Source organism: Pseudomonas sp. Marseille-Q5115 (assembly GCF_916618905.1).
Classification (GTDB): Bacteria; Pseudomonadota; Gammaproteobacteria; order Pseudomonadales; family Pseudomonadaceae; genus Aquipseudomonas; species Aquipseudomonas japonica_A.
Genome location: NZ_CAKAKI010000001.1, coordinates 159,248 through 177,852, shown reverse-complemented (window position 1 = coordinate 177,852; position 18,605 = coordinate 159,248). Strand labels below are relative to the sequence as shown.

20 protein-coding genes are annotated in these 18,605 nt (G+C 62.2%); 5 read left to right on the top strand and 15 right to left on the bottom strand.

Annotation, left to right across the window (positions count from 1 at the left end):
- The first annotated feature begins 62 nt into the window (after nt 1-62).
- Nucleotides 63-617: a GspH/FimT family pseudopilin gene (locus LG385_RS00875; protein ID WP_225771707.1), complete on the top strand. Its 555-nt coding sequence runs from the start codon at nt 63-65 to the stop codon at nt 615-617.
- Here the strand turns inward: LG385_RS00875 and ispH are convergent.
- The 6 genes from ispH to murJ all read right to left on the bottom strand — a co-directional run bounded on the left by ispH (nt 601) and on the right by murJ (nt 7,958).
- Complete coding sequence (ispH, locus tag LG385_RS00870) at nt 601-1,548, bottom strand: 4-hydroxy-3-methylbut-2-enyl diphosphate reductase (RefSeq protein WP_225771704.1); 948 nt, start codon at nt 1,546-1,548, stop codon at nt 601-603. The two genes, LG385_RS00875 and ispH, sit on opposite strands and share 17 nt — an antisense overlap.
- Before the next feature lie 35 nt (nt 1,549-1,583).
- Nucleotides 1,584-2,021: an FKBP-type peptidyl-prolyl cis-trans isomerase gene (gene fkpB, locus LG385_RS00865; RefSeq protein ID WP_181115674.1), complete on the bottom strand. Its 438-nt coding sequence runs from the start codon at nt 2,019-2,021 to the stop codon at nt 1,584-1,586.
- On the bottom strand, nt 2,014-2,526 hold the full coding sequence (gene lspA, locus LG385_RS00860) for a signal peptidase II (protein ID WP_225771702.1): 513 nt from the start codon (nt 2,524-2,526) through the stop codon (nt 2,014-2,016). The genes fkpB and lspA overlap by 8 nt, the downstream gene beginning before the upstream one ends.
- A complete protein-coding gene (gene ileS, locus LG385_RS00855; RefSeq protein WP_225771700.1) occupies nt 2,519-5,350 on the bottom strand; it encodes an isoleucine--tRNA ligase in 2,832 nt (943 codons plus the stop codon). The genes lspA and ileS overlap by 8 nt, the downstream gene beginning before the upstream one ends.
- Nucleotides 5,351-5,371: 21 nt before the next feature.
- Entirely contained in the window at nt 5,372-6,298 is a 927-nt protein-coding gene (gene ribF, locus LG385_RS00850) for a bifunctional riboflavin kinase/FAD synthetase (protein WP_181115771.1), read from the bottom strand.
- Nucleotides 6,299-6,419: 121 nt separating this feature from the next.
- Nucleotides 6,420-7,958, bottom strand: coding sequence for a murein biosynthesis integral membrane protein MurJ (gene murJ / locus LG385_RS00845; protein WP_225771698.1), 1,539 nt, complete (start codon nt 7,956-7,958; stop codon nt 6,420-6,422).
- A 195-nt stretch (nt 7,959-8,153) separates the two neighbouring features.
- On the opposite strand from murJ, the gene rpsT reads away from it, so the two are divergent.
- A complete protein-coding gene (gene rpsT / locus LG385_RS00840; protein WP_181115681.1) occupies nt 8,154-8,432 on the top strand; it encodes a 30S ribosomal protein S20 in 279 nt (92 codons plus the stop codon).
- Between the two features lie 73 nt (nt 8,433-8,505).
- Here the strand turns inward: rpsT and LG385_RS00835 are convergent, their stop codons facing one another.
- From LG385_RS00835 to rplU, 5 genes are all read right to left on the bottom strand, one after another.
- Nucleotides 8,506-8,976: a CreA family protein gene (locus LG385_RS00835; RefSeq protein ID WP_181115683.1), complete on the bottom strand. Its 471-nt coding sequence runs from the start codon at nt 8,974-8,976 to the stop codon at nt 8,506-8,508.
- Nucleotides 8,977-8,984: 8 nt separating this feature from the next.
- Nucleotides 8,985-10,103 carry a glutamate 5-kinase gene (gene proB, locus LG385_RS00830; RefSeq protein WP_225771696.1) on the bottom strand — a complete coding sequence of 373 codons (1,119 nt, stop codon included), beginning with the start codon at nt 10,101-10,103 and terminating at the stop codon, nt 8,985-8,987.
- 127 nt (nt 10,104-10,230) lie between these two features.
- On the bottom strand, nt 10,231-11,451 hold the full coding sequence (cgtA, locus tag LG385_RS00825; RefSeq protein WP_181115695.1) for an Obg family GTPase CgtA: 1,221 nt from the start codon (nt 11,449-11,451) through the stop codon (nt 10,231-10,233).
- 189 nt (nt 11,452-11,640) lie between these two features.
- Nucleotides 11,641-11,898 (bottom strand): 50S ribosomal protein L27, encoded by a 258-nt coding sequence (rpmA, locus tag LG385_RS00820; RefSeq protein ID WP_040261664.1) that lies wholly within the window; start codon nt 11,896-11,898, stop codon nt 11,641-11,643.
- A 38-nt stretch (nt 11,899-11,936) separates the two neighbouring features.
- Nucleotides 11,937-12,248: a 50S ribosomal protein L21 gene (rplU, locus tag LG385_RS00815; protein ID WP_181115697.1), complete on the bottom strand. Its 312-nt coding sequence runs from the start codon at nt 12,246-12,248 to the stop codon at nt 11,937-11,939.
- Nucleotides 12,249-12,545: 297 nt separating this feature from the next.
- Here rplU and LG385_RS00810 point away from each other — a divergent pair, with 297 nt between their 5' ends.
- The 3 genes from LG385_RS00810 to LG385_RS00800 all read left to right on the top strand — a co-directional run bounded on the left by LG385_RS00810 (nt 12,546) and on the right by LG385_RS00800 (nt 14,259).
- Entirely contained in the window at nt 12,546-13,514 is a 969-nt protein-coding gene (locus LG385_RS00810; protein WP_225771694.1) for a polyprenyl synthetase family protein, read from the top strand.
- A gap of 85 nt (nt 13,515-13,599) precedes the next feature.
- A complete protein-coding gene (locus LG385_RS00805) occupies nt 13,600-13,938 on the top strand; it encodes a zinc ribbon domain-containing protein YjdM (protein WP_225771692.1) in 339 nt (112 codons plus the stop codon).
- A 78-nt stretch (nt 13,939-14,016) separates the two neighbouring features.
- Nucleotides 14,017-14,259 (top strand): hypothetical protein, encoded by a 243-nt coding sequence (locus LG385_RS00800; RefSeq protein ID WP_225771690.1) that lies wholly within the window; start codon nt 14,017-14,019, stop codon nt 14,257-14,259.
- 104 nt (nt 14,260-14,363) lie between these two features.
- Here the strand turns inward: LG385_RS00800 and LG385_RS00795 are convergent, their stop codons facing one another.
- The 4 genes from LG385_RS00795 to LG385_RS00780 form a co-directional block, all read right to left on the bottom strand.
- Nucleotides 14,364-14,981, bottom strand: coding sequence for an FKBP-type peptidyl-prolyl cis-trans isomerase (locus LG385_RS00795; protein WP_225771688.1), 618 nt, complete (start codon nt 14,979-14,981; stop codon nt 14,364-14,366).
- 60 nt (nt 14,982-15,041) lie between these two features.
- Nucleotides 15,042-15,530, bottom strand: a complete 489-nt coding sequence (locus LG385_RS00790) for a TIGR00645 family protein (protein ID WP_181115705.1) — start codon at nt 15,528-15,530, stop codon at nt 15,042-15,044.
- A 108-nt stretch (nt 15,531-15,638) separates the two neighbouring features.
- Nucleotides 15,639-15,980, bottom strand: coding sequence for a hypothetical protein (locus LG385_RS00785; RefSeq protein ID WP_225771686.1), 342 nt, complete (start codon nt 15,978-15,980; stop codon nt 15,639-15,641).
- 108 nt (nt 15,981-16,088) lie between these two features.
- The gene (locus LG385_RS00780) at nt 16,089-18,530 is read right to left on the bottom strand and encodes a Lon protease family protein (RefSeq protein WP_225771684.1); all 2,442 of its coding nucleotides are present in this window, start codon (nt 18,528-18,530) and stop codon (nt 16,089-16,091) included.
- Nucleotides 18,531-18,605 lie beyond the last annotated feature (75 nt).

The window sequence follows — 18,605 nt, the reverse complement described above, 5'->3', positions numbered from 1 at the left end:
AGCATATACGGTTATTTCCCACTAATCAGCGCAAGGAAGCGCTGTGGAGGAATATTTCAAGGATGATCGCCATGCACCCTCAAGACACCGCCAGCCTTGGCTATTCGTTGCTGGAGCTTTTGGTAGCCATTGCTGTGCTTGTCGCCATCGCAGGGCTTGCCGTGCCAAATTTCAGGATACTTATCGCGACGCATGAACGGCAGCTTCTGGCTGACGAATTGTCCAGTAGCCTGCGGGCCGCGCGCATGGAAGCCATCAACCGAAACAGAACTGTCATCGTCCAGGCCATGGAGGAAGACTGGGCGAAGGGCTGGAGAATCATCGTGGATGAAACCGGAAAAGGGTCGGCCGATTCGAACAATCCCACCCTTGTCATTCGCCGGGGCAACGCCCGCATACAGGCTGTTGCCACAAAGAACATGCAAGCTCAGGTCGCATTCAACTATCTAGGGATTCCACGGTCGAGCAGCCACGCGGCGCTTAACGGTTCGATACACTTTTGCGACCCGAAAGGTAGTGATCGCCATCGACGTGTAGTGCTTGCCCGCTCCGGCCGCGTGCGGGTAGCCACGTCGCCGCCGCCCACACCGCTGTGCCCCGCTACACCAACGTCTTGACCCGCAGTTCCTTGGGCATGGAGAAGGTGATGTTCTCTTCGCGCCCGGCCAATTCATCAGCACCTGTGGCGCCCCAGGCCTGAAGTTGCTGGATGACACCGCGCACCAGCACTTCCGGCGCGGAGGCACCGGCAGTGATGCCGATCCGCCCTACCCCGTCGAACCAGCCTTGCTCCATGTCCTCGGCGCCGTCGATGAGGTACGCCGGGGTACCCATGCGCTCGGCGAGCTCGCGCAGGCGGTTGGAGTTGGAGCTGTTGGGGCTGCCGACCACCAATACCACGTCGCACTCGTCGGCCAGTTGCTTGACCGCGTCCTGGCGGTTTTGCGTGGCGTAACAGATGTCGTCCTTGCGCGGTCCGCCGATGTTCGGGAAGCGCCCGCGCAGGGCATCGATCACCCGGCTGGTGTCGTCCATCGACAGTGTGGTCTGGGTGACGAAGGCAAGGTTGTCCGGGTTGCGCACGGCGAGCGTGGCCACGTCGGCTTCATCCTCCACGAGGTAGATGGCGCCGCCATTGCTGGCGTCGTACTGCCCCATGGTGCCTTCGACTTCCGGGTGGCCTTCATGGCCGATCAGGATGGTTTCGCGGCCATCGCGGCTGTAGCGCGCGACCTCGATATGCACCTTGGTCACCAACGGGCAGGTGGCATCGAACACTTTCAGCCCGCGGCCGGCCGCTTCCTGGCGCACGGCTTGGGAAACGCCATGGGCGCTGAAGATCACGATCACGTTATCCGGCACTTGATCGAGTTCTTCGACGAAAATGGCGCCACGGCTGCGCAGGTCTTCGACCACGAACTTGTTGTGAACCACTTCGTGGCGCACGTAGATCGGCGGGCCGAACACCTCGAGGGCGCGGTTCACGATCTCGATGGCTCGGTCCACGCCCGCGCAGAAGCCGCGGGGGTTGGCGAGTTTGATGTGCATGCTGGGCTCCGAGGCGCTGCGCCGGTTGGGTGGGCTCAAAGCGCCCGAACGTCGAGGATCTGGACTTCGAAACGCAGGGTCTTGCCAGACAATGGGTGATTGAAGTCGACGGTGACCTGCTGATCATCGAACGCTTTCACAATGCCCGGCAACTCGGCATTGGCGGCGTCGTTGAAGATCACCAGCAGGCCTTCGGCCAGCTCCATGCCCTCGAACTGTTTGCGCGGCATCACCTGCAGGTTCTGCGGGTTAGGCTGGCCGAACGCGTTCTCCGGCGGCACGGTAAGGTCGCGCTTGTCGCCGGCCTTGAGGCCGAACAGTGCATTCTCGAACCCGGGCAACAGGTTGCCGTCACCTACCTTGAACGTGGCCGGCGCCTTGTCGAAGGTGCTGTCCACGGTATTGCCGTCTTCCAGGTGCAACGCGAAGTGAAGCGTCACCTCGGTGTGCTGGCCGATCCGAACATCACTCATGAACCGCTTCTCCGCTTTTCTTGCTCTTGAACATATCCAGGGCCAGCATGATCGCGCCAACGGTAATGGCGCTATCGGCGAGGTTGAAGGCCGGGAAGTACCACTGCCGGTCCCAATGCACCAGCACGAAGTCGATCACATGGCCGAGGACGATACGATCGTACAGGTTGCCGATGGCGCCGCCGAGCACCAGAGCCAGCGCGATGGCCAGCCAGGTGTCGGCGCGGCCCAGCCGCTTGAGCCAGATGATCAGCACGGCGCTCACCACCACGGCGATAAGCGCGAACAACCAGCGCTGCCAACCGGAACTGTCGGCCAGGAAGCTAAAAGCCGCGCCGGTGTTGTAGGCCAGCGTCCAGCTGAAGTAGCGGGGTATCACCACGATCTGCTGATACAGCTCCAGCGTGCTTTCAAAGTACCACTTGCTGGCCTGGTCCAGTACCACCACCAGCACACTCAGCCATAGCCAAGCCAGGCGCCCGAAGCGCCCCGCCATGTCAGGCATAGTGACGCTCCTCGCCACCGGTGGTGATGTTGGTCACGCAGCGGCCGCAGATTTCCGGATGGGCCGGATTGGCGCCCACGTCTTCCACGAAGTGCCAGCAACGGGCGCACTTGGCGTGGCTGGACTTGACCACCTTGAGCTTCAGGCCAGCCACTTCGGTCACCACCGCATCGGCCGGTGCCGCAGCGAACGGTGCCAGGGTTGCCTTGGAGGTGATCAGTACAAAGCGCAGCTCATTGCCCAGCTTGCCCAGGTCGGCCTGCACGGCCTCGTCCGCATACAAGGTGACTTCGGCTTGCAGGTTGCCACCGATGGCCTTGGCCGTACGCTGGTTTTCAAGTTCCTTGTTCACCGAGGCCTTCACGGCCATCACGCTGTCCCAAAATGCGCGGTTCAGTTCGAAGCCTTCCGGCAGCTCGCTCAGGCCGGTGTAGGCCGTGTTGAGCATCACCGACTCGTTGCGTTCGCCTGGCAGGTAGCTCCAGATCTCGTCGGCGGTGAAGGCCAGGATCGGGGCGATCCAGCGCACCAGCGCTTCGGCGATGTGGAACAGCGCGGTCTGGCAGGAACGGCGGGCGACGCTGTCGGCCGGGGTGGTGTACTGGCGGTCCTTGATGATGTCCAGGTAGAAGCCGCCCAGCTCCTGCACGCAGAAGTTGTGCACCTTGGAGTAGATGTTCCAGAAACGGTACGCCTGGTAGTGCTCTTCCAGTTCACGCTGCAGCAGCAAGGCACGGTCCACCGCCCAGCGGTCGAGCGCCAGCATCTGATCCGGCGGGAGAAGGTCCCGCGCAGGGTCGAAGCCGCTGAGGTTGGAAAGCAGGAAGCGCGCGGTATTGCGGATACGCCGGTAGGCGTCGGCGCTGCGCTGCAGGATCTGCTCGGAAACCGCCATCTCGCCGGAATAGTCCGTGGAGGCAACCCACAGGCGCATGATGTCGGCGCCGAGGGTGTCGCTGACCTTTTGCGGCGCCACAGTGTTGCCCAGCGATTTGGACATCTTGCGGCCGTTCTCGTCCACGGTGAAGCCGTGGGTGAGCAGTTCACGGTAGGGCGCGTGATCGTCGATGGCGCAGCCGGTGAGCAAGGACGAGTGGAACCAGCCACGGTGCTGGTCGCTGCCTTCCAGGTACAGGTCCGCGCGCGGCCCCTGTTCGTGGCCCATCGGGTGCGAACCGCGCAGCACGTGCCAGTGGGTGGTGCCCGAGTCGAACCACACGTCCAGCGTGTCGCTGATCTTCTCGTAATCGGCGGCTTCGGCGCCCAGCAGCTCGGCGGCGTCCAGCTTGAACCAGGCTTCGATACCTTCCTGTTCCACGCGCTGGGCCACTTCTTCCATCAGTTCAACGGTACGCGGGTGCAGTTCGCCGCTCTGCTTGTGCAGGAAGAACGGGATCGGCACGCCCCAGTTGCGCTGGCGCGAGATGCACCAGTCGGGCCGGTTGGCGATCATCGAATGCAGGCGCGCCTGGCCCCAGTCCGGGACGAAGTGGGTTTGTTCGATGGCCTTTAGCGCACGTTGGCGCAGGGTATCGCCGGTCACCGGCTGCTTGTCCATGCCTACGAACCACTGCGCGGTGGCGCGGTAGATCAGGGGGGTTTTATGGCGCCAGCAGTGCATGTAGCTGTGGGTGATGGTTTCGGTGTGCATCAGCGCGCCGACTTCAGCCAGCTTGTCGACGATGGCGGCGCCGGCCTTCCAGATGAACTGGCCCCCGAAGAACGGCAGGCTGTCCACGTACACACCATTGCTCTGGACAGGCGTGAGGATGTCGTCGTTGTGCATGCCGTAGCGTTTGCAGGTAACGAAGTCGTCCTCGCCGTAGGCCGGCGCAGAGTGAACGATACCGGTGCCCGCGCCCAGCTCCACGTACTCGGCCAGGTAAACAGGCGACAGGCGCTCGTAGAACGGGTGATGGAAGTTGATGTTTTCCAGCGCGGCGCCCGGGGCACGAGCGATGATGTGGCCTTCGCGGCCGTAGCGCTGCAGGCAGCTTTCCACCAGTTCTTCGGCCAGCACCAGCAGGCGGTCGCCGATATCGACGAGCGCGTAGGTGAACTCGGGGTGCACGTTGAGCGCCTGGTTCGCCGGGATGGTCCACGGGGTAGTGGTCCAGATCACGATGGCGGCGGGCTTTTCCAGGCCCGGCAGGCCAAAGGCATCGGCCAGGGAGGCCTGGTCGGCGATCGGGAAGGCCACGTCGATGGTGGTGGACTTCTTGTCGGCGTATTCCACTTCGGCTTCAGCCAGCGCCGAGCCACAGTCGAAGCACCAGTTCACGGGCTTGAGGCCCTTGAACACGAAACCGCCCCGAACCATCTCGGCCAGGGCGCGGATTTCCCCGGCCTCGTTGACGAAGCTCATGGTTTTGTAGGGGTTGCCCCAGTCGCCCAGCACGCCCAGGCGGATGAAGCCTGCCTTTTGCTCTTCGATCTGCTCGGCGGCGTAAGCCCGGCACAGCTCGCGGGTTTTATCCGCAGGCAGGCCCTTGCCGTGGGTGACCTCGACCTTGTGCTCGATCGGCAGGCCATGGCAATCCCAGCCCGGTACGTAGGGCGCATCAAAGCCCGCCAGCGTACGCGAGCGGATGATCATGTCCTTGAGGATCTTGTTGACCGCGTGACCGATATGAATGCTGCCGTTGGCGTAGGGCGGGCCATCGTGCAGCACGAACTTGGGCCGATCCTTGCCAATTTCGCGCAGCTTCTGGTACAGGCCAATGCTGTCCCAGCGCTGCAGTATCTGCGGCTCGCGCTGGGGCAGGCCGGCCTTCATCGGGAAGGCGGTGTCCGGAAGGTTTAGCGTGGCTTTGTAATCGGTCATTTCAGGCTCTTCATTAGGCGGTTAGCCCTGCCAATGGGCACGGGCGGCGGCGACGTCCGCGTCGATCGCCGACTTCAACGCCTCCAGTGAGGCGAAACGCTGCTCATCACGCAGCTTCTGGTGGAATTCCACCGACAAATGCCGGCCGTACAGATCGCCAGCGAAGTCCAGCAGGTGTATTTCGAGGTGTGGCCGGCCATCGCCGGCAACAGTGGGGCGAACCCCTATATTGGCAACGCCGGGCCAGGTTTGGCCGTTTACCGTGGTGCTCACCAGGTAAACGCCGGTAAACGGCACGCGGCGCCGCTTCAACTGAACGTTGGCGGTGGGCCAGCCCAGCTGCCGCGCCAGCTTCTGGCCATGCAACACCCGACCACTGATGCGATAAGGGCGGCCCAGCAGGCGTTCGGCCTGGGCAAAATCCCCCGAAGCCAGCGCCTGGCGCACCTGGGTGCTGCTCACGCGAGCGCCCTCTTCTTCTACGGTGTTTGCCGCCTCCAGGGTGAAACCATGGCGGCGCCCGGCTTCGACCAGAAAGTCGAAATCCCCCAGGCGGTCACAGCCAAACCGGAAATCATCCCCCACTTCGAGGTGTTTCACACCCAGCCCGTCGATCAGGATGGTTTCAACGAACTCGCTGGCGCTCAGGCTGCGCAGCCGCTGATTGAAGGCCAGGCACAACACGCGGTCGATGCCTTCGGCCGCAAGCAGTTCGAGCTTGTCCCGCAGCCGCGTGAGCCGGGCCGGGGCGGTTTCTGGCGTGAAATACTCACGCGGCTGTGGCTCGAAGATCACCACGCAACTGGGCACGCCAAGTTCCTGGGCACGCTCGCGCAAGCGCTTGAGGATGGCTTGATGCCCCCGATGCACTCCGTCGAAATTGCCAATGGTGGCAACGCAGCCCCGGTGACGGGGGCGCAGGTTGTGAAGGCCTCGAACCAGCTGCATAGCGCGCTTCTTGCTCATAAAGTCGTCGATTATAACCACACCCGGGCGCCGACGACAGGCAACAGCGCAGGCAGTGGGCCACAGGTGGATGAAACCGATATTCGGCCAACCGGCAGAAATTTCAATGCAGGCCCCGACGGGCGAACTGATGAAGGCGCATGCCGGTTGCCAGTAGCACCAGGAAATAGGTCGCTGCGCCAGCGATCACCAGCGCACCCAGCCGCAGGAACCGCGCCAGCATGTCACCCTCTGCCCACGGCGGCATTACAGCCATCAGGCCCAGCAATACGCCGCTCATGGCAATCACTGCCAGCCCCAGGCGGGCGAAGAAGCCCAGCCAACCGGGCTGGGGCTGGAACATTTGCTGGCGGCGCAGTTGCCAGTACAACAGCGCAGCATTGAGGGTGGCACCGCCGCTGATCGCCAGCGCCAGGCCGGCGTGCTTGAGCGGGCCGATCAACGCCAGGTTGAACAGCTGGGTCGCCAGCAAGGTGGCGATAGCGATTTTCACTGGCGTGCGCAGGTTCTGCTGGGCGTAGAAGCCGGGCGCCAGCACCTTGATCAGAATGATACCGAGCAAACCCACGGCATAAGCGACCAGTGCACGCTGGGTCATCGCGGCATCGAAGGCATCGAATCGCCCGTACTGGAACAGCGCGACAGTCAGCGGCTCGGCCAGCAAGCCTAGCGCCACCGCACATGGCAGCACGAGCAGGAAGCACAGGCGCAGTCCCCAATCGAGGATGCGCGAGTATTCGTGACGATCCTTGTTGGCATAGGTACGGGCCAGCGTAGGTAAAAGGATGGTCCCCAGCGCCACCCCGAGCACGCCGGAGGGCAGCTCCATCAGGCGATCGGCGTAGTACATCCAGGAAACCGAACCGGCCACGAGGAAGGACGCGAAGATGGTGTTGATGATGAGGGAGATCTGGCTCACTGACACACCAAGGATCGCTGGCCCCATCTGCTTGAGCACACGCAGGGCACCGCTGTGGCGCAGGCTCAGCCGGGGCAGTACAAGCATGCCGATCTTTTTCAAGTGCGGCAGTTGATAGAGTAATTGCGCCAGCCCACCCGCCAACACAGACCACGCCAGTGCCATCACCGGGGGATGAAAGAACGGCGTGAGAAAGAGCGCAAAGCCGATCATCGCCACGTTGAGCAACGTAGGCGTGAACGCCGGGACGGAGAAACGGTTCCAGGTATTGAGGATCGCACCCGCCAGGGACGACAACGAGATCAGCAATATATAGGGGAAGGTTACCCGCAGTAGCGAACTGGTGAGCTCGAACTTTTCAGGCGTATCGGCAAACCCGGGCGCGGTGGCCCAGATCACCCAAGGGGCCGCCAGCATGCCCAGTACCGTGACCACGGCCAGCGCAAGCGTGAGCAAACCCGCCACATAGGCGGTGAAGGTGCGGGCGGCCTCATCGCCCTGCTGCTGGCGGTATTCGGCAAGAATAGGCACGAATGCCTGCGAGAATGCCCCCTCGGCGAAGATCCGGCGCAGCAGGTTGGGCAGCTTGAACGCGATGAAAAAGGCGTCCGTGGCCATGCCGGCACCAAAAATCCGTGCCACGAGCGTATCGCGTACAAAACCCAGCACGCGCGAAATCATGGTGATCGAACTGACCGCAGCGAGGGATTTGAGCAGGTTCATGGTGGAGATGCCGCCAAGCCAAAAAGCCGAAAGTGTACAGCCCACGTGGCGGAAGGGAAGGTTTTCTGTACACTGCCGTTCGTCCTGAAAAGGCACGCAATGCAAGGCACTTTCCCTTGACATTGAACCCGCGCATCGGCATGATTCGCGGCCTTATTTGTTTGCTATTACCCAAGTCTTTCGAGGAGCTCGACGGTGGCCAACTCACCTTCCGCCAAAAAACGTGCAAAACAGGCTGAGAAGCGTCGCAGCCACAACGCCAGCCTGCGTTCGATGGTTCGTACCTACATCAAGAACGTAGTCAAAGCGATCGACACCAAAGACGCCGAGAAAGCGCAAGCTGCCTACACCCTGGCTGTGCCTGTAATCGACCGTATGGCCGACAAGGGCATCATCCACAAGAACAAGGCCGCTCGCCACAAGAGCCGTCTGAATGGCCACATCAAGGCCCTGAAGACCGCTGCCGCTGCCTAAGCGACGCGCTTCAAGAAAAACCGGCCCATGTGGCCGGTTTTTTGTTGCCTGGCTTTTACCCCGAATTCGCGAGCTAGCGCCCGCTGCCCACGGGCCATGGAAGGATCGGGATGGCCGTTACCGCGTTCTGCGGGCTGCCTTCGATTATGCGATCGCTGTACACCAGGTACACCAGGGTGTTGCGCTTCTCATCGAAGAAGCGCACTACCTGCATGGTCTTGAACACCAGGGAGGTTCTTTCCTTGAATACCTCTTCGCCATCCTTCAAGGGCTGCGCAAAGCGGATGGGCCCCACCTGTCGGCACGCAATGGACGCCTCGGCGCGATCTTCAGCCAGCCCCAGGCCACCCTTCACGCCGCCCGTCTTGGCGCGTGAGAGGTAGCACGTCACACCCTCGACCTTGGGGTCGTCGAATGCCTCGACCACGATCCGATCGTTGGGCCCGAGAAACTTGAATACCGTGGACACTTCACCAATGGTGTCAGCCGTAGCCAGCAGGGGCAAAAAAGCCAGCCCCAGCAGCGCGGTTCGCAGTACGCTCATGTGTGCCCTCATACCAGGATCAGGTTATCGCGGTGGATCAGTTCGGGCTCGGCCATATAGCCCAGCACCCCATGAATCGCGTCCGACGGTTGGCCGATGATCTTCTGGGCCTCCGCGGCACTGTAATTGGTAAGGCCTCGGGCCACTTCCGAACCATCGGGCGCCAGGCACACCACCATTTCACCCCGGCGGAAGCCACCCTGCACCGCTTTCACACCCACCGGGAGAAGGCTTTTGCTGGCTGCTCGCAGTGCCTGCACGGCGCCCTCGTCCAACTGAAGCGTGCCGCGGGTTTGCAAATGCCCGGCAAGCCACTGCTTGCGTGCCGCCAGCATGCCGCGCTCTGGCGACAGCAGCGTGCCGAGGCGCTCACCGGCCTTGAGCCGATCTAGCACGCGCTCGATGCGCCCTCCCACGATCAATGTATGAGCGCCGGAACGGGCGGCGAGGCGGGCGGCACGCAGCTTGGTTTGCATACCTCCGCGCCCCAGCGCCCCACCCGTACCGCCGGCTACGGCGTCCAGGCTTGGGTCATCGGCTCGGGCTTCGTAGATGAGTTTGGCGTCGGGGTTGTTTCGGGGGTCTGCGTCGAACATGCCGTCGCGGTCGGTGAGAATCACCAGCAGGTCAGCTTCGACCAGGTTCGCGACCAGTGCCGCCAGGGTGTCGTTGTCGCCGAAGCGAATTTCGTCGGTGACCACGGTGTCGTTCTCGTTGATCACCGGGATCACGCCCAGTTCTACCAACGCGCGAAGCGTGCTGCGAGCGTTCAGGTATCGCTTGCGGTCCGAAAGGTCGTCATGAGTGAGCAGGATCTGCGCCGTGCGGCGCTCATGCTGAGCGAAACTGGATTCCCAGGCCTGCACCAGCCCCATCTGACCGATCGCGGCGGCGGCCTGCAGCTCATGCATTGCGGTGGGGCGCTGAGCCCAGCCCAGGCGGCTCATGCCGGCGGCCACCGCGCCTGAAGACACCAGCACCAGCTCTACGCCCGCTTCGTGCAAGGCAACCATTTGCTCCACCCACACCGCCATGGCCCTGCGGTCGAGGCCTTTGCCATCCGCGGTCAGTAACGCGCTGCCGATCTTTACAACCCAGCGCTGCGCACCCGTTACCTTGCTTCGCATCTTTCCTGTCCTTGCCTGCCCAACCCAGAAAAATCACAAACGACAACGCCCCGGCCCGATCGGGAGCCAGGGCCATTCAGCCTGCCTGCCCGCCCGGAACCGGGGCGCTGTAGTGTACTGCAACCAATCAGTCGCGCACGTAAATGATTTCCGGACCGTCCTCGTCGTCTTCGTCGTCCCAGTCATCATCGTCGCCGATGTCGTGCACGCTCTTCACGCCGGTACGGCGAAGGGCACGGGCATCGTCCAGGGCTTGCAGCTGCGCCCGGGCTTCGTCCTCGATGCGCTGATCCAGCTCGGCCACTTCTTCGGCAAAGCCTTCTTCCTGGGCGATACGCTCGGCGCGCAGTTCCAGATAGCGCATGATGTCGCGGCTGAGGCGCTCGGTGCCTTCCTTTGCCAGCGCGGAGATCACGTATACCGGGCCTTCCCACTGCAAGCGGTCGACCACTTCCTTCACGGCGGCTTCGTGCTCTTCCTCGAGCAACTGGTCGCACTTGTTCAGCACAAGCCAGCGATCGCGCTCAGCCAGGGAGGGGCTGAATTTCACCAGCTCGTTCACGATCACTTCGGCGGCATCGGCGGCACTGCTGCCATCGAACGGCGCCATGTCCACGAGATGCAACAGCAGGCGTGTGCGCGCCAAGTGCTTGAGGAAGCGAATCCCCAGCCCAGCGCCATCCGAAGCACCTTCGATGAGGCCGGGGATGTCGGCGATCACGAAGCTCTTCCAACGGTCTACGCTGACCACGCCCAGGTTTGGCACCAGGGTTGTGAACGGGTAGTCGGCTACCTTCGGCTTGGCGGCCGAAACGGAGCGAATGAACGTGCTTTTGCCAGCGTTCGGCAAACCCAGCAGGCCAACGTCTGCCAGCACTTTCATTTCCAGCTTGAGGTCACGCTGCTCCCCAGGCTTGCCTGGCGTGGTCTGGCGTGGCGCGCGGTTGGTACTGGACTTGAAGCGGGTGTTCCCCAGGCCGTGCCAGCCACCTTGGGCGACCATCAGGCGCTGCCCTGGCTTTACCAGGTCGCCGATCACTTCCTGGGTACTGGCGTCGATCACCGTGGTGCCCACGGGCACACGCAATACCAGCTCCTCACCCTTGGCGCCGGTGCAATCGGTGCTGCCGCCATTCTCGCCGCGCTGCGCGTCGAAATGGCGGGTGTAGCGATAGTCCACCAGCGTATTGAGGTTCTCGTCGGCCACCAGGAACACCGAGCCGCCATCGCCACCGTCGCCGCCGTTCGGGCCACCGTTCTCGATGAACTTTTCACGACGGAAGCTCATGCAACCGTTACCACCGTCACCCGCCTTCACGCGGATGGATACTTCATCTACAAACTTCATAAATCATGCCTCTCGCCACCAGGGCGAGCCTATAAGCCAGAAAACATAAGGCTCTTGCAAAAATGAGCGCAGCGCCCCAATCAACGACCGAGTAGAACAGCGCTGGAGCTCAAGCAGACAGCTTTGCAAGAGACTCACTACAAACAAAAAAGCCCCGTCGCGAGACAGGGCTTTTCAGCGGGGTCGCGATCAGGCTGCGACGACGCTTACGTAACGACGGCCGAACGCACCTTTGACTTCGAACTTCACAACGCCTTCGACTTTAGCGAAGAGGGTGTGGTCCTTGCCGATGCCAACGCCGTAGCCGGCGTGGAACTGGGTGCCGCGCTGACGCACGATGATGTTGCCGGCCTTGATGACCTGGCCGCCGAACATTTTCACGCCAAGGCGTTTACTTTCGGAATCGCGACCGTTGCGGGTACTACCACCAGCTTTTTTGTGTGCCATGAGTTCAATACTCCAATGTGCGGATCAGGCTGGAAAAATCAGGCCTGGATACCGGTGATTTTGATCTCGGTGAACCACTGGCGGTGGCCCATACGCTTCATGTGGTGCTTACGACGACGGAATTTGATGATCCGGATCTTGTCGTGACGGCCTTGGGCGATTACTTCTGCAACCACTTTGGCGCCTTCTACAACAGGTGCGCCGATGCTCACGTCGTCGCCATTGGCAACCAACAGAACGCGATCGAAGGTAACGGATTCGCCAGTGGCGACTTCCAGTTTTTCGATCTTCAGGTATTCACCTTCGGCGACCTTGTATTGCTTGCCACCGGTAACGATTACTGCGTACATGATATTTCTCCGTTAATCCTGCTCACCCAGCGCTTTATAGGAAGAGGTCTCGGCTGGCATGGCTGCAGCGGGCGGGAAACCCCAAGGGGACCCAACTGCAATTGCGTAAGGCAGGTGATGCCCAGGAAGTTCAGGGTGCGCGATTGTACGCAACGCAAGGTAGCCGCGCAAGGGCCGCTGGACGAGCGAAGCACCCTGCCCTGCGCTCCCGGGCCCCGTGGCGCGGGGGCGCCGCCTTGACAGGCCGGGACCTGACACCTAGCATGCCGCGCAACCTTTATGGAGCGTTAGTCGCTGATGCAACCCCAAGCCTTTTATCGTGTGGTGGCGGAAGATTTCACCGCCGTCGACGAGATCATCAAGCAGCAGCTGACCTCGCGGGTGCCGCTGGTATCGAAGATCGGCGACTATATCATCTCCGCTGGCGGCAAGCGCCTCCGCCCGCTGCTGGTGCTTCTGGGCGGCAAAGCCCTGGGCTACGAGGGGGGCAACCTGCGGCTATTGGCCGCAACCATCGAGTTCCTGCATACCGCCACCCTGCTTCACGACGACGTAGTGGATATGTCCGGCATGCGCCGCGGCCGGTCCACGGCGAACGCCATGTGGGGCAACGCGCCTAGCGTGCTGGTGGGCGACTTCCTTTATTCCCGTTCCTTCGAAATGATGGTCGAGCTGGGCTCCATGCCGGTCATGCAGATCCTCTCCCAGGCCACGCGCATCATCGCCGAGGGCGAGGTGCTGCAGCTGTCCAAGGTGCGGGACGCCAGCACGACCGAAGAAACCTACATGGAGGTCATTCGCGGCAAAACCGCGATGCTGTTCGAAGCTGCTACCCACAGCGCGGCTGCCCTGGCCGGCGCCAGCGACCAGGCCCGAGAAGCATTGCGCCAGTTCGGCGACCACCTTGGGGTGGCGTTCCAGCTGGTGGACGACCTGCTCGACTACAAGGGCGACGCTGACACCCTCGGCAAGAACGTGGGCGACGACCTCGCCGAGGGCAAGCCTACCCTGCCCCTCATCTACACCATGCGCGAAGGCACCGCCGAGCAGGCGGCCCTGGTCCGGCAGGCGATCCAGAAAGGCGGTATCGAAGACCTCGAACGCATTCGCGAAGCCGTCGAGGCTTCCGGCGCCCTAGCCTATACGGCCCAGATGGCACAAGGTTACGCCAGCCGCGCCATTGCTTGCCTGGACGCTCTTCCCGCCAGCGAATACCGTGATGCGCTGGTGGAGCTGAGCGAATTCGCCGTCGCTCGCACCTACTGATACCCTCCCCCCCAGTGGCGTTACCTGCCTGCCTGACAGGCTGGCGAGGTAACAGCCGCGTGCGCCATTACCTCGAGGAACCCACATGTCTTTGCCACCCTGCCCTCAATGCGCCTCCGAGTTCGTCTACGAAGACGGCGCACAGCTGATCTGCCCGGAATGCGCACACGAATGGACAGCGGGCGAAGCCGCCAGCAGCGACGATGACGCACGCGTGGTGAAAGATTCGGTTGGCAACCTGCTCCAGGACGGCGACAGCGTAACCGTGATCAAGGACCTGAAGGTCAAGGGCACTTCGCTGGTGGTGAAGGTGGGGACCAAGGTGCGGAACATCCGCTTGTGCGATGGCGACCACGACATCGATTGCAAGATCGACGGTATCGGCGCGATGAAGCTCAAGTCCGAGTTCGTTCGCAAGGCGTAACGACAGCCGGGCGAGACCGGCCTTTGCAAAACTGCAAATACGAATTATTCTCACTGAACCCCATCAAGGAGAATGATCGTGACCTACCTCATCGACGCCTGGCTCGACCGTACTCATCCCTACCTGCGCATTCTCCATCGGGAAACCGGCGAAGTGTGCGCGGTGCTGCACGAAGACGCCCTGGACGAGCTGCGAGAGCAGGGTGAGCTGGATTACGAGGGGCTGAACTCTATCGAACCGCATGTACAGAAGGAGCTGGTGCGCAATCTGTTCCTGTTCTGCTACGCACGGGCATTGCGCCCGGCGGGTGAGTTGCATTGAGGCCCCGATCGGGGCAAGCCTGAACCCGGTGTTTACCGGGTCGCCGGCAAGCCACGCCGGCCCGTAGCAGCCGGGCTTGCCCGCGACCAGGTCCGCCCGCGAACTTACAAAATTTCGAGCAGCTCTACATCGAATACCAGCACGCTGTGCGGCGGGATCGACCCCACGCCTTGCGCACCGTAGGCCAGCTCGCTCGGTACGTACAGGCGCCATTTGCTGCCGGTGTTCATCAGCTGCAACGCTTCGGTCCAGCCAGCGATCACGCCGCCAACGGGGAATTCAGCCGGCTGGCCGCGATCGTAGGAGCTGTCGAACACAGTGCCGTCGATCAGCGTGCCGTGGTAGTGGGTGCGCACGGTGCTTTCGCGGGTAGGTTTGGCACCTTCACCAGCGGTCAGCACTTCGAACTGCAGGCCGGACGCCAGCGTAGTAACGCCTTCACGCTTGCCGTTCTCGGCCAGGTACGCCAGGCCTTCGCCTGCGGCGGCTTCGGCCTTCATGCGCTCCTGCTCCTGCATGACTTCGCGAATGGCGCGGAAGGCGTTGTTCAGCTCTTCCGGTGCCACACGGCTAGGCTCGCCCTGGAAAGCATCCGTGAGGCCAGCGATCAGCGCGTCCAGGCTTACGCCGGGTGGCGGGTTGCTGCGGATCTGGTCGCCAAGCTGGCGGCCGATGCCATAGCTGACGCGGGTTTCGTCAGTAGTGAAGTTCAATTCAGGCATTGCACTGCTCCGTTGAAGGCCGGCAAGCCGGCCAGCCAAAAAGGGGAGCAGCCTAGCACATCAATGCTTGGTGAGCTTATCCAGGTAGCCCATGGCGAACGCCGAAATCACGAAGGTCATGTGAATGATCACATACCACATCAAGTGGTCGGCACCGATGTTCTGGGCGTCCATGAACACGCGCAGCAAATGGATAGAGGAAATGGCGACGATGGAAGCCGCGACTTTCATCTTGAGCGACGAGGAGTCCATTTTTCCGAGCCAGCTGAGCTTTTCCGACCCTTCGTCGATGTCCAGCTGCGACACGAAGTTTTCGTAGCCCGAGATCATCACCATCACCAGCAGCCCGCCCACGAGCGCCATGTCGATCAGCGACAACAGCACCAGGATCAGCTCGGACTCCGCGAGGGCGAACACATTGGGCAGGATATGGAAGATTTCTTCGAAAAACTTCAACGCCAGGGCCAGCAAACCCAAGGACAAGCCAAAGTAAATCGGTGCCAGCAGCCAGCGCGAGGCGTACATGGTTCTTTCGATCAGACGTTCCATTGCAACTCACAGGTAGCTTAAAAATCGGCCGTGAGTATACCAATGTCGGCCCGGCCGCGGGATGCGGTCGAATGCCCCAAGAGATTGCACGCTCGCTATCAGATAAGTTCAGGCGTCTGGCCGGGCCAGGTGATCGCCCAGGTGACGACCGCGCTCGGCGTTGATCTTGCGCAATTGGCCGTGCAAGTGAATGTCCCAGATTTGCGGGTCGTGCCGTAGCTGGTAGCCGTGTAGCGTCAGGCTATCGACGATGGCATCCAGTACCGATTCCGCGGCTTTGGCCCCGTAGAACGGACCTTGTGCCTTGATTGCCGTGGGCTGCTCGCCCGCCATTCCGGCCGCGAACAGCAGGGTCCAGTGGCCCACATTCCCAGCCACAGGGCGGATGATGCACTCGATGCGGGTTTCGAGCCCAAGGCATTGGCGAGTGAGGCTAAGCGAATGATCCATGCTGCGGTCCCTCCGCTGGGTGGATTCTCCTCAGACCGCAACCACGCAAAAAGATCCGTACACCGGGCAGATGAGCGCCGAGCGGTCATCGCGCCCGGCGCCAATGGCTCAGGAACAGGGCTTGACCTCGGCCAGCGCTTCTACCTTGTGCTCTCGCTCGGCTTCACGCAGTTCCTCTTCGCTGATGACCTCGGCGATGGCCCGCAAGCGATCCACCACCAATGCATTCACGCTGCCTTCCGGGAAGTTGCCGTTCGCATCGGGCTCGCCTGCTTCTTCGCCGACCAGCAAGCTGAGCGCTTCATCCGCCTGGCTGACCGCATACACGTGGAAGGTGCCGTCGCGCACAGCTTTCACCACACGCTCGTCGAGCATGAGCGTGGCCACGTTGGCCTTGGGGATGATCGCGCCCTGCTCGCCGGTAAGCCCACGCGCTTCGCACAGCCGGAAGAAGCCCTCGATCTTCTCGTTCACCCCGCCTACGGCCTGCACTTCACCGAACTGATTGATCGAGCCGGTGATGGCGAAGCACTGCTTGAGCGGCTTGCGCGACAGTGCCGAGATGAGCGTGCATGCTTCGCCGAGCGAAGCACTGTCGCCATCCACGTAGCCATAGGATTGCTCCAGCGCGATGCTGGCGGAGATTGCCAACGGAAACTCCTGGGCATAGCGGCTGCCCAGGTAGCCCGTGAGGATCATCACGCCTTTGGAGTGAATGGGCTGCCCCAGGTTGACCTCGCGTTCGATGTCCACGATGCCGCTGCTGCCGGGGTACACCGTGGCGGAAATACGCGCGGGAACGCCAAACGCCGAGTCGCCCACTGCCAGTACCGTGAGCCCGTTGCATTTGCCCACGGCGGCGCCGGAGGTGTCGATCAGCACGATGCCCGCGAGCATGTCGTCGAGGATGCGTGCCGACACTCGGCCCGTACGGGTGGCCTTGGCCTTGAGCGCGCGCTCGATGTGGCCCGAATCGGTCACCGGGTCGCCCGCCACCTGGCGAATGAAATCCGCCTCGCTCACCAGCTGGAAAAGGTCGCCGATCCTGGCGGACAGACGCCCCTGGTGCTCGGCCAGGCGAGCGCTGTACGTCGCCAGCCGGGCCACTGCATCGGCGCTGAGGGCGGCCATACCCTCTTCGGAGGTACGGGTTTTAAGCAGCTGGGCAAACTGCTCCAGGCTGTCCCCGTCCATAGGGATGTCTTCGTCGAAGTCCACCAGTACCCGGAACATCTCCTGGAAGTCCGGATCGTGGTCTTGCAGCGCGTAATACAGCTGACGGGAGCCGATGATCACCACCTTCACATTGAGCGGGATCATCTGCGGCGCCAGGGTTACTGTCGCCAGCCGGCCATACTCGCCCAACGGGGATTCCATCTTCAGGCGGCGCGATTGCAAGGAACGCTTGAGCGCATCCCACACGAACGGCTCACCTAGCATCTTCTCGGCTTCGAGTATGAGGAAACCGCCATTGGCCCGGTGCAGCGCACCCGACCGCAGCTGGCGGTAGTTGGTGTACAGCGCGCCTTGGTCCGTGCTGTATTCGATGCGGCCAAACAGGTTGTCGTAGGTGGGGTGCGGCTCGAAGACGACAGGCGCGCCCCCGCTGGCGTGGTGCCCGATCACCAGGTTGGGCGCGTACTGTTCTTCAAGCATCTTGCGAGCGATGGCATCGCCCTTGGGGTCGTCGACCAGCTGCTCTACCACCGTGCGCAGCAAGTGCACTTGCATAGCCTGCAAATAGGCACATACCCCGGCCTGCTCCGAATACCGTTCGGACAAGGGGCCTAGCAAAGGCTGGAGCGCAATGGTGATGGTTTCTTCATTGAGCTGGCGCAGCTGGTTACTGGACTCGCGTTTCCATTGCGGCAGGCTGGCGAGCTCCTCGTTGAGGCGCTCCTCGAGGGCTGCAATGTCGCTATGGAAGCGATCGCGATCCGCCTCGGGCAGCCCGGCGAATTCCGCTTCGTCCAGCGCCTTGCCCTCGAGCATCGGAGTGAAGGCGATATTGCTGCTGTCCCGGTACAGGGCCACGTCCTTCTCGAGCGCCGCACGCTCGATCACATCCAGCGCACGGTCGTAGCGATGGTTGAAGGCGCGGTCGATGGCGCTTTTTTTCTGCTGGTAGGAAGGATGCTCGAACACTGCGGGAAACGTCGCCAGCAGGTTGTCGATAAGCCCGCCGATATCGCTGATGAACGCACCAGCGCTGCCTGGCGGCATTTCCAGCGCGCGCGGGTTGCGCGGCTCATCGAAATTATTGACGTACACCCAGTCGCAAGGCGTTTGCATGCGCTTGGCTTCAGTCTTGAGGTAACGCTTGGCGAAAGAAAAGCGACCGGTACCCGGCTCGCCCATCACGAATACGTTATAACCCGGGCGGGGCATGGCCACACCGAACTGCAAGGCCTCCACAGCGCGTTCCTGCCCCAACACACCGCGGAAGGGCTCCAGGTCCTCGGTGCTGGCGAAACTGAACTGCTCGGCAGTGAACGGCCGCGCCAGGGCTTCAGGTGCGAGACGCAGGCGGGCGGCAACGGAATCGGGCATCAGGCTTCCTTAGGTTTACAAACTTTGAGCATTCTGGCGCTCGCAAGGCGCGGCTGGCAAGGGAGCGCTGCCTAG

Bases quoted from the DNA above. Each gene is read 5' to 3' on its own strand.
- LG385_RS00875 (WP_225771707.1), top strand. From the start codon at position 63: ATGATCGCCATGCACCCTCAAGACACCGCCAGCCTTGGCTATTCGTTG.
- LG385_RS00780 (WP_225771684.1), bottom strand. From the start codon at position 18,530: ATGCCCGATTCCGTTGCCGCCCGCCTGCGTCTCGCACCTGAAGCCCTG.
- LG385_RS00835 (WP_181115683.1), bottom strand. From the start codon at position 8,976: ATGAGCGTACTGCGAACCGCGCTGCTGGGGCTGGCTTTTTTGCCCCTG.
- ribF (WP_181115771.1), bottom strand. From the start codon at position 6,298: ATGCAGCTGGTTCGAGGCCTTCACAACCTGCGCCCCCGTCACCGGGGC.
- LG385_RS00805 (WP_225771692.1), top strand. From the start codon at position 13,600: ATGTCTTTGCCACCCTGCCCTCAATGCGCCTCCGAGTTCGTCTACGAA.
- LG385_RS00810 (WP_225771694.1), top strand. From the start codon at position 12,546: ATGCAACCCCAAGCCTTTTATCGTGTGGTGGCGGAAGATTTCACCGCC.
- murJ (WP_225771698.1), bottom strand. From the start codon at position 7,958: ATGAACCTGCTCAAATCCCTCGCTGCGGTCAGTTCGATCACCATGATT.
- rplU (WP_181115697.1), bottom strand. From the start codon at position 12,248: ATGTACGCAGTAATCGTTACCGGTGGCAAGCAATACAAGGTCGCCGAA.
- LG385_RS00785 (WP_225771686.1), bottom strand. From the start codon at position 15,980: ATGGATCATTCGCTTAGCCTCACTCGCCAATGCCTTGGGCTCGAAACC.
- LG385_RS00795 (WP_225771688.1), bottom strand. From the start codon at position 14,981: ATGCCTGAATTGAACTTCACTACTGACGAAACCCGCGTCAGCTATGGC.
- LG385_RS00790 (WP_181115705.1), bottom strand. From the start codon at position 15,530: ATGGAACGTCTGATCGAAAGAACCATGTACGCCTCGCGCTGGCTGCTG.
- lspA (WP_225771702.1), bottom strand. From the start codon at position 2,526: ATGCCTGACATGGCGGGGCGCTTCGGGCGCCTGGCTTGGCTATGGCTG.
- rpmA (WP_040261664.1), bottom strand. From the start codon at position 11,898: ATGGCACACAAAAAAGCTGGTGGTAGTACCCGCAACGGTCGCGATTCC.
- proB (WP_225771696.1), bottom strand. From the start codon at position 10,103: ATGCGAAGCAAGGTAACGGGTGCGCAGCGCTGGGTTGTAAAGATCGGC.
- ileS (WP_225771700.1), bottom strand. From the start codon at position 5,350: ATGACCGATTACAAAGCCACGCTAAACCTTCCGGACACCGCCTTCCCG.
- ispH (WP_225771704.1), bottom strand. From the start codon at position 1,548: ATGCACATCAAACTCGCCAACCCCCGCGGCTTCTGCGCGGGCGTGGAC.
- cgtA (WP_181115695.1), bottom strand. From the start codon at position 11,451: ATGAAGTTTGTAGATGAAGTATCCATCCGCGTGAAGGCGGGTGACGGT.
- fkpB (WP_181115674.1), bottom strand. From the start codon at position 2,021: ATGAGTGATGTTCGGATCGGCCAGCACACCGAGGTGACGCTTCACTTC.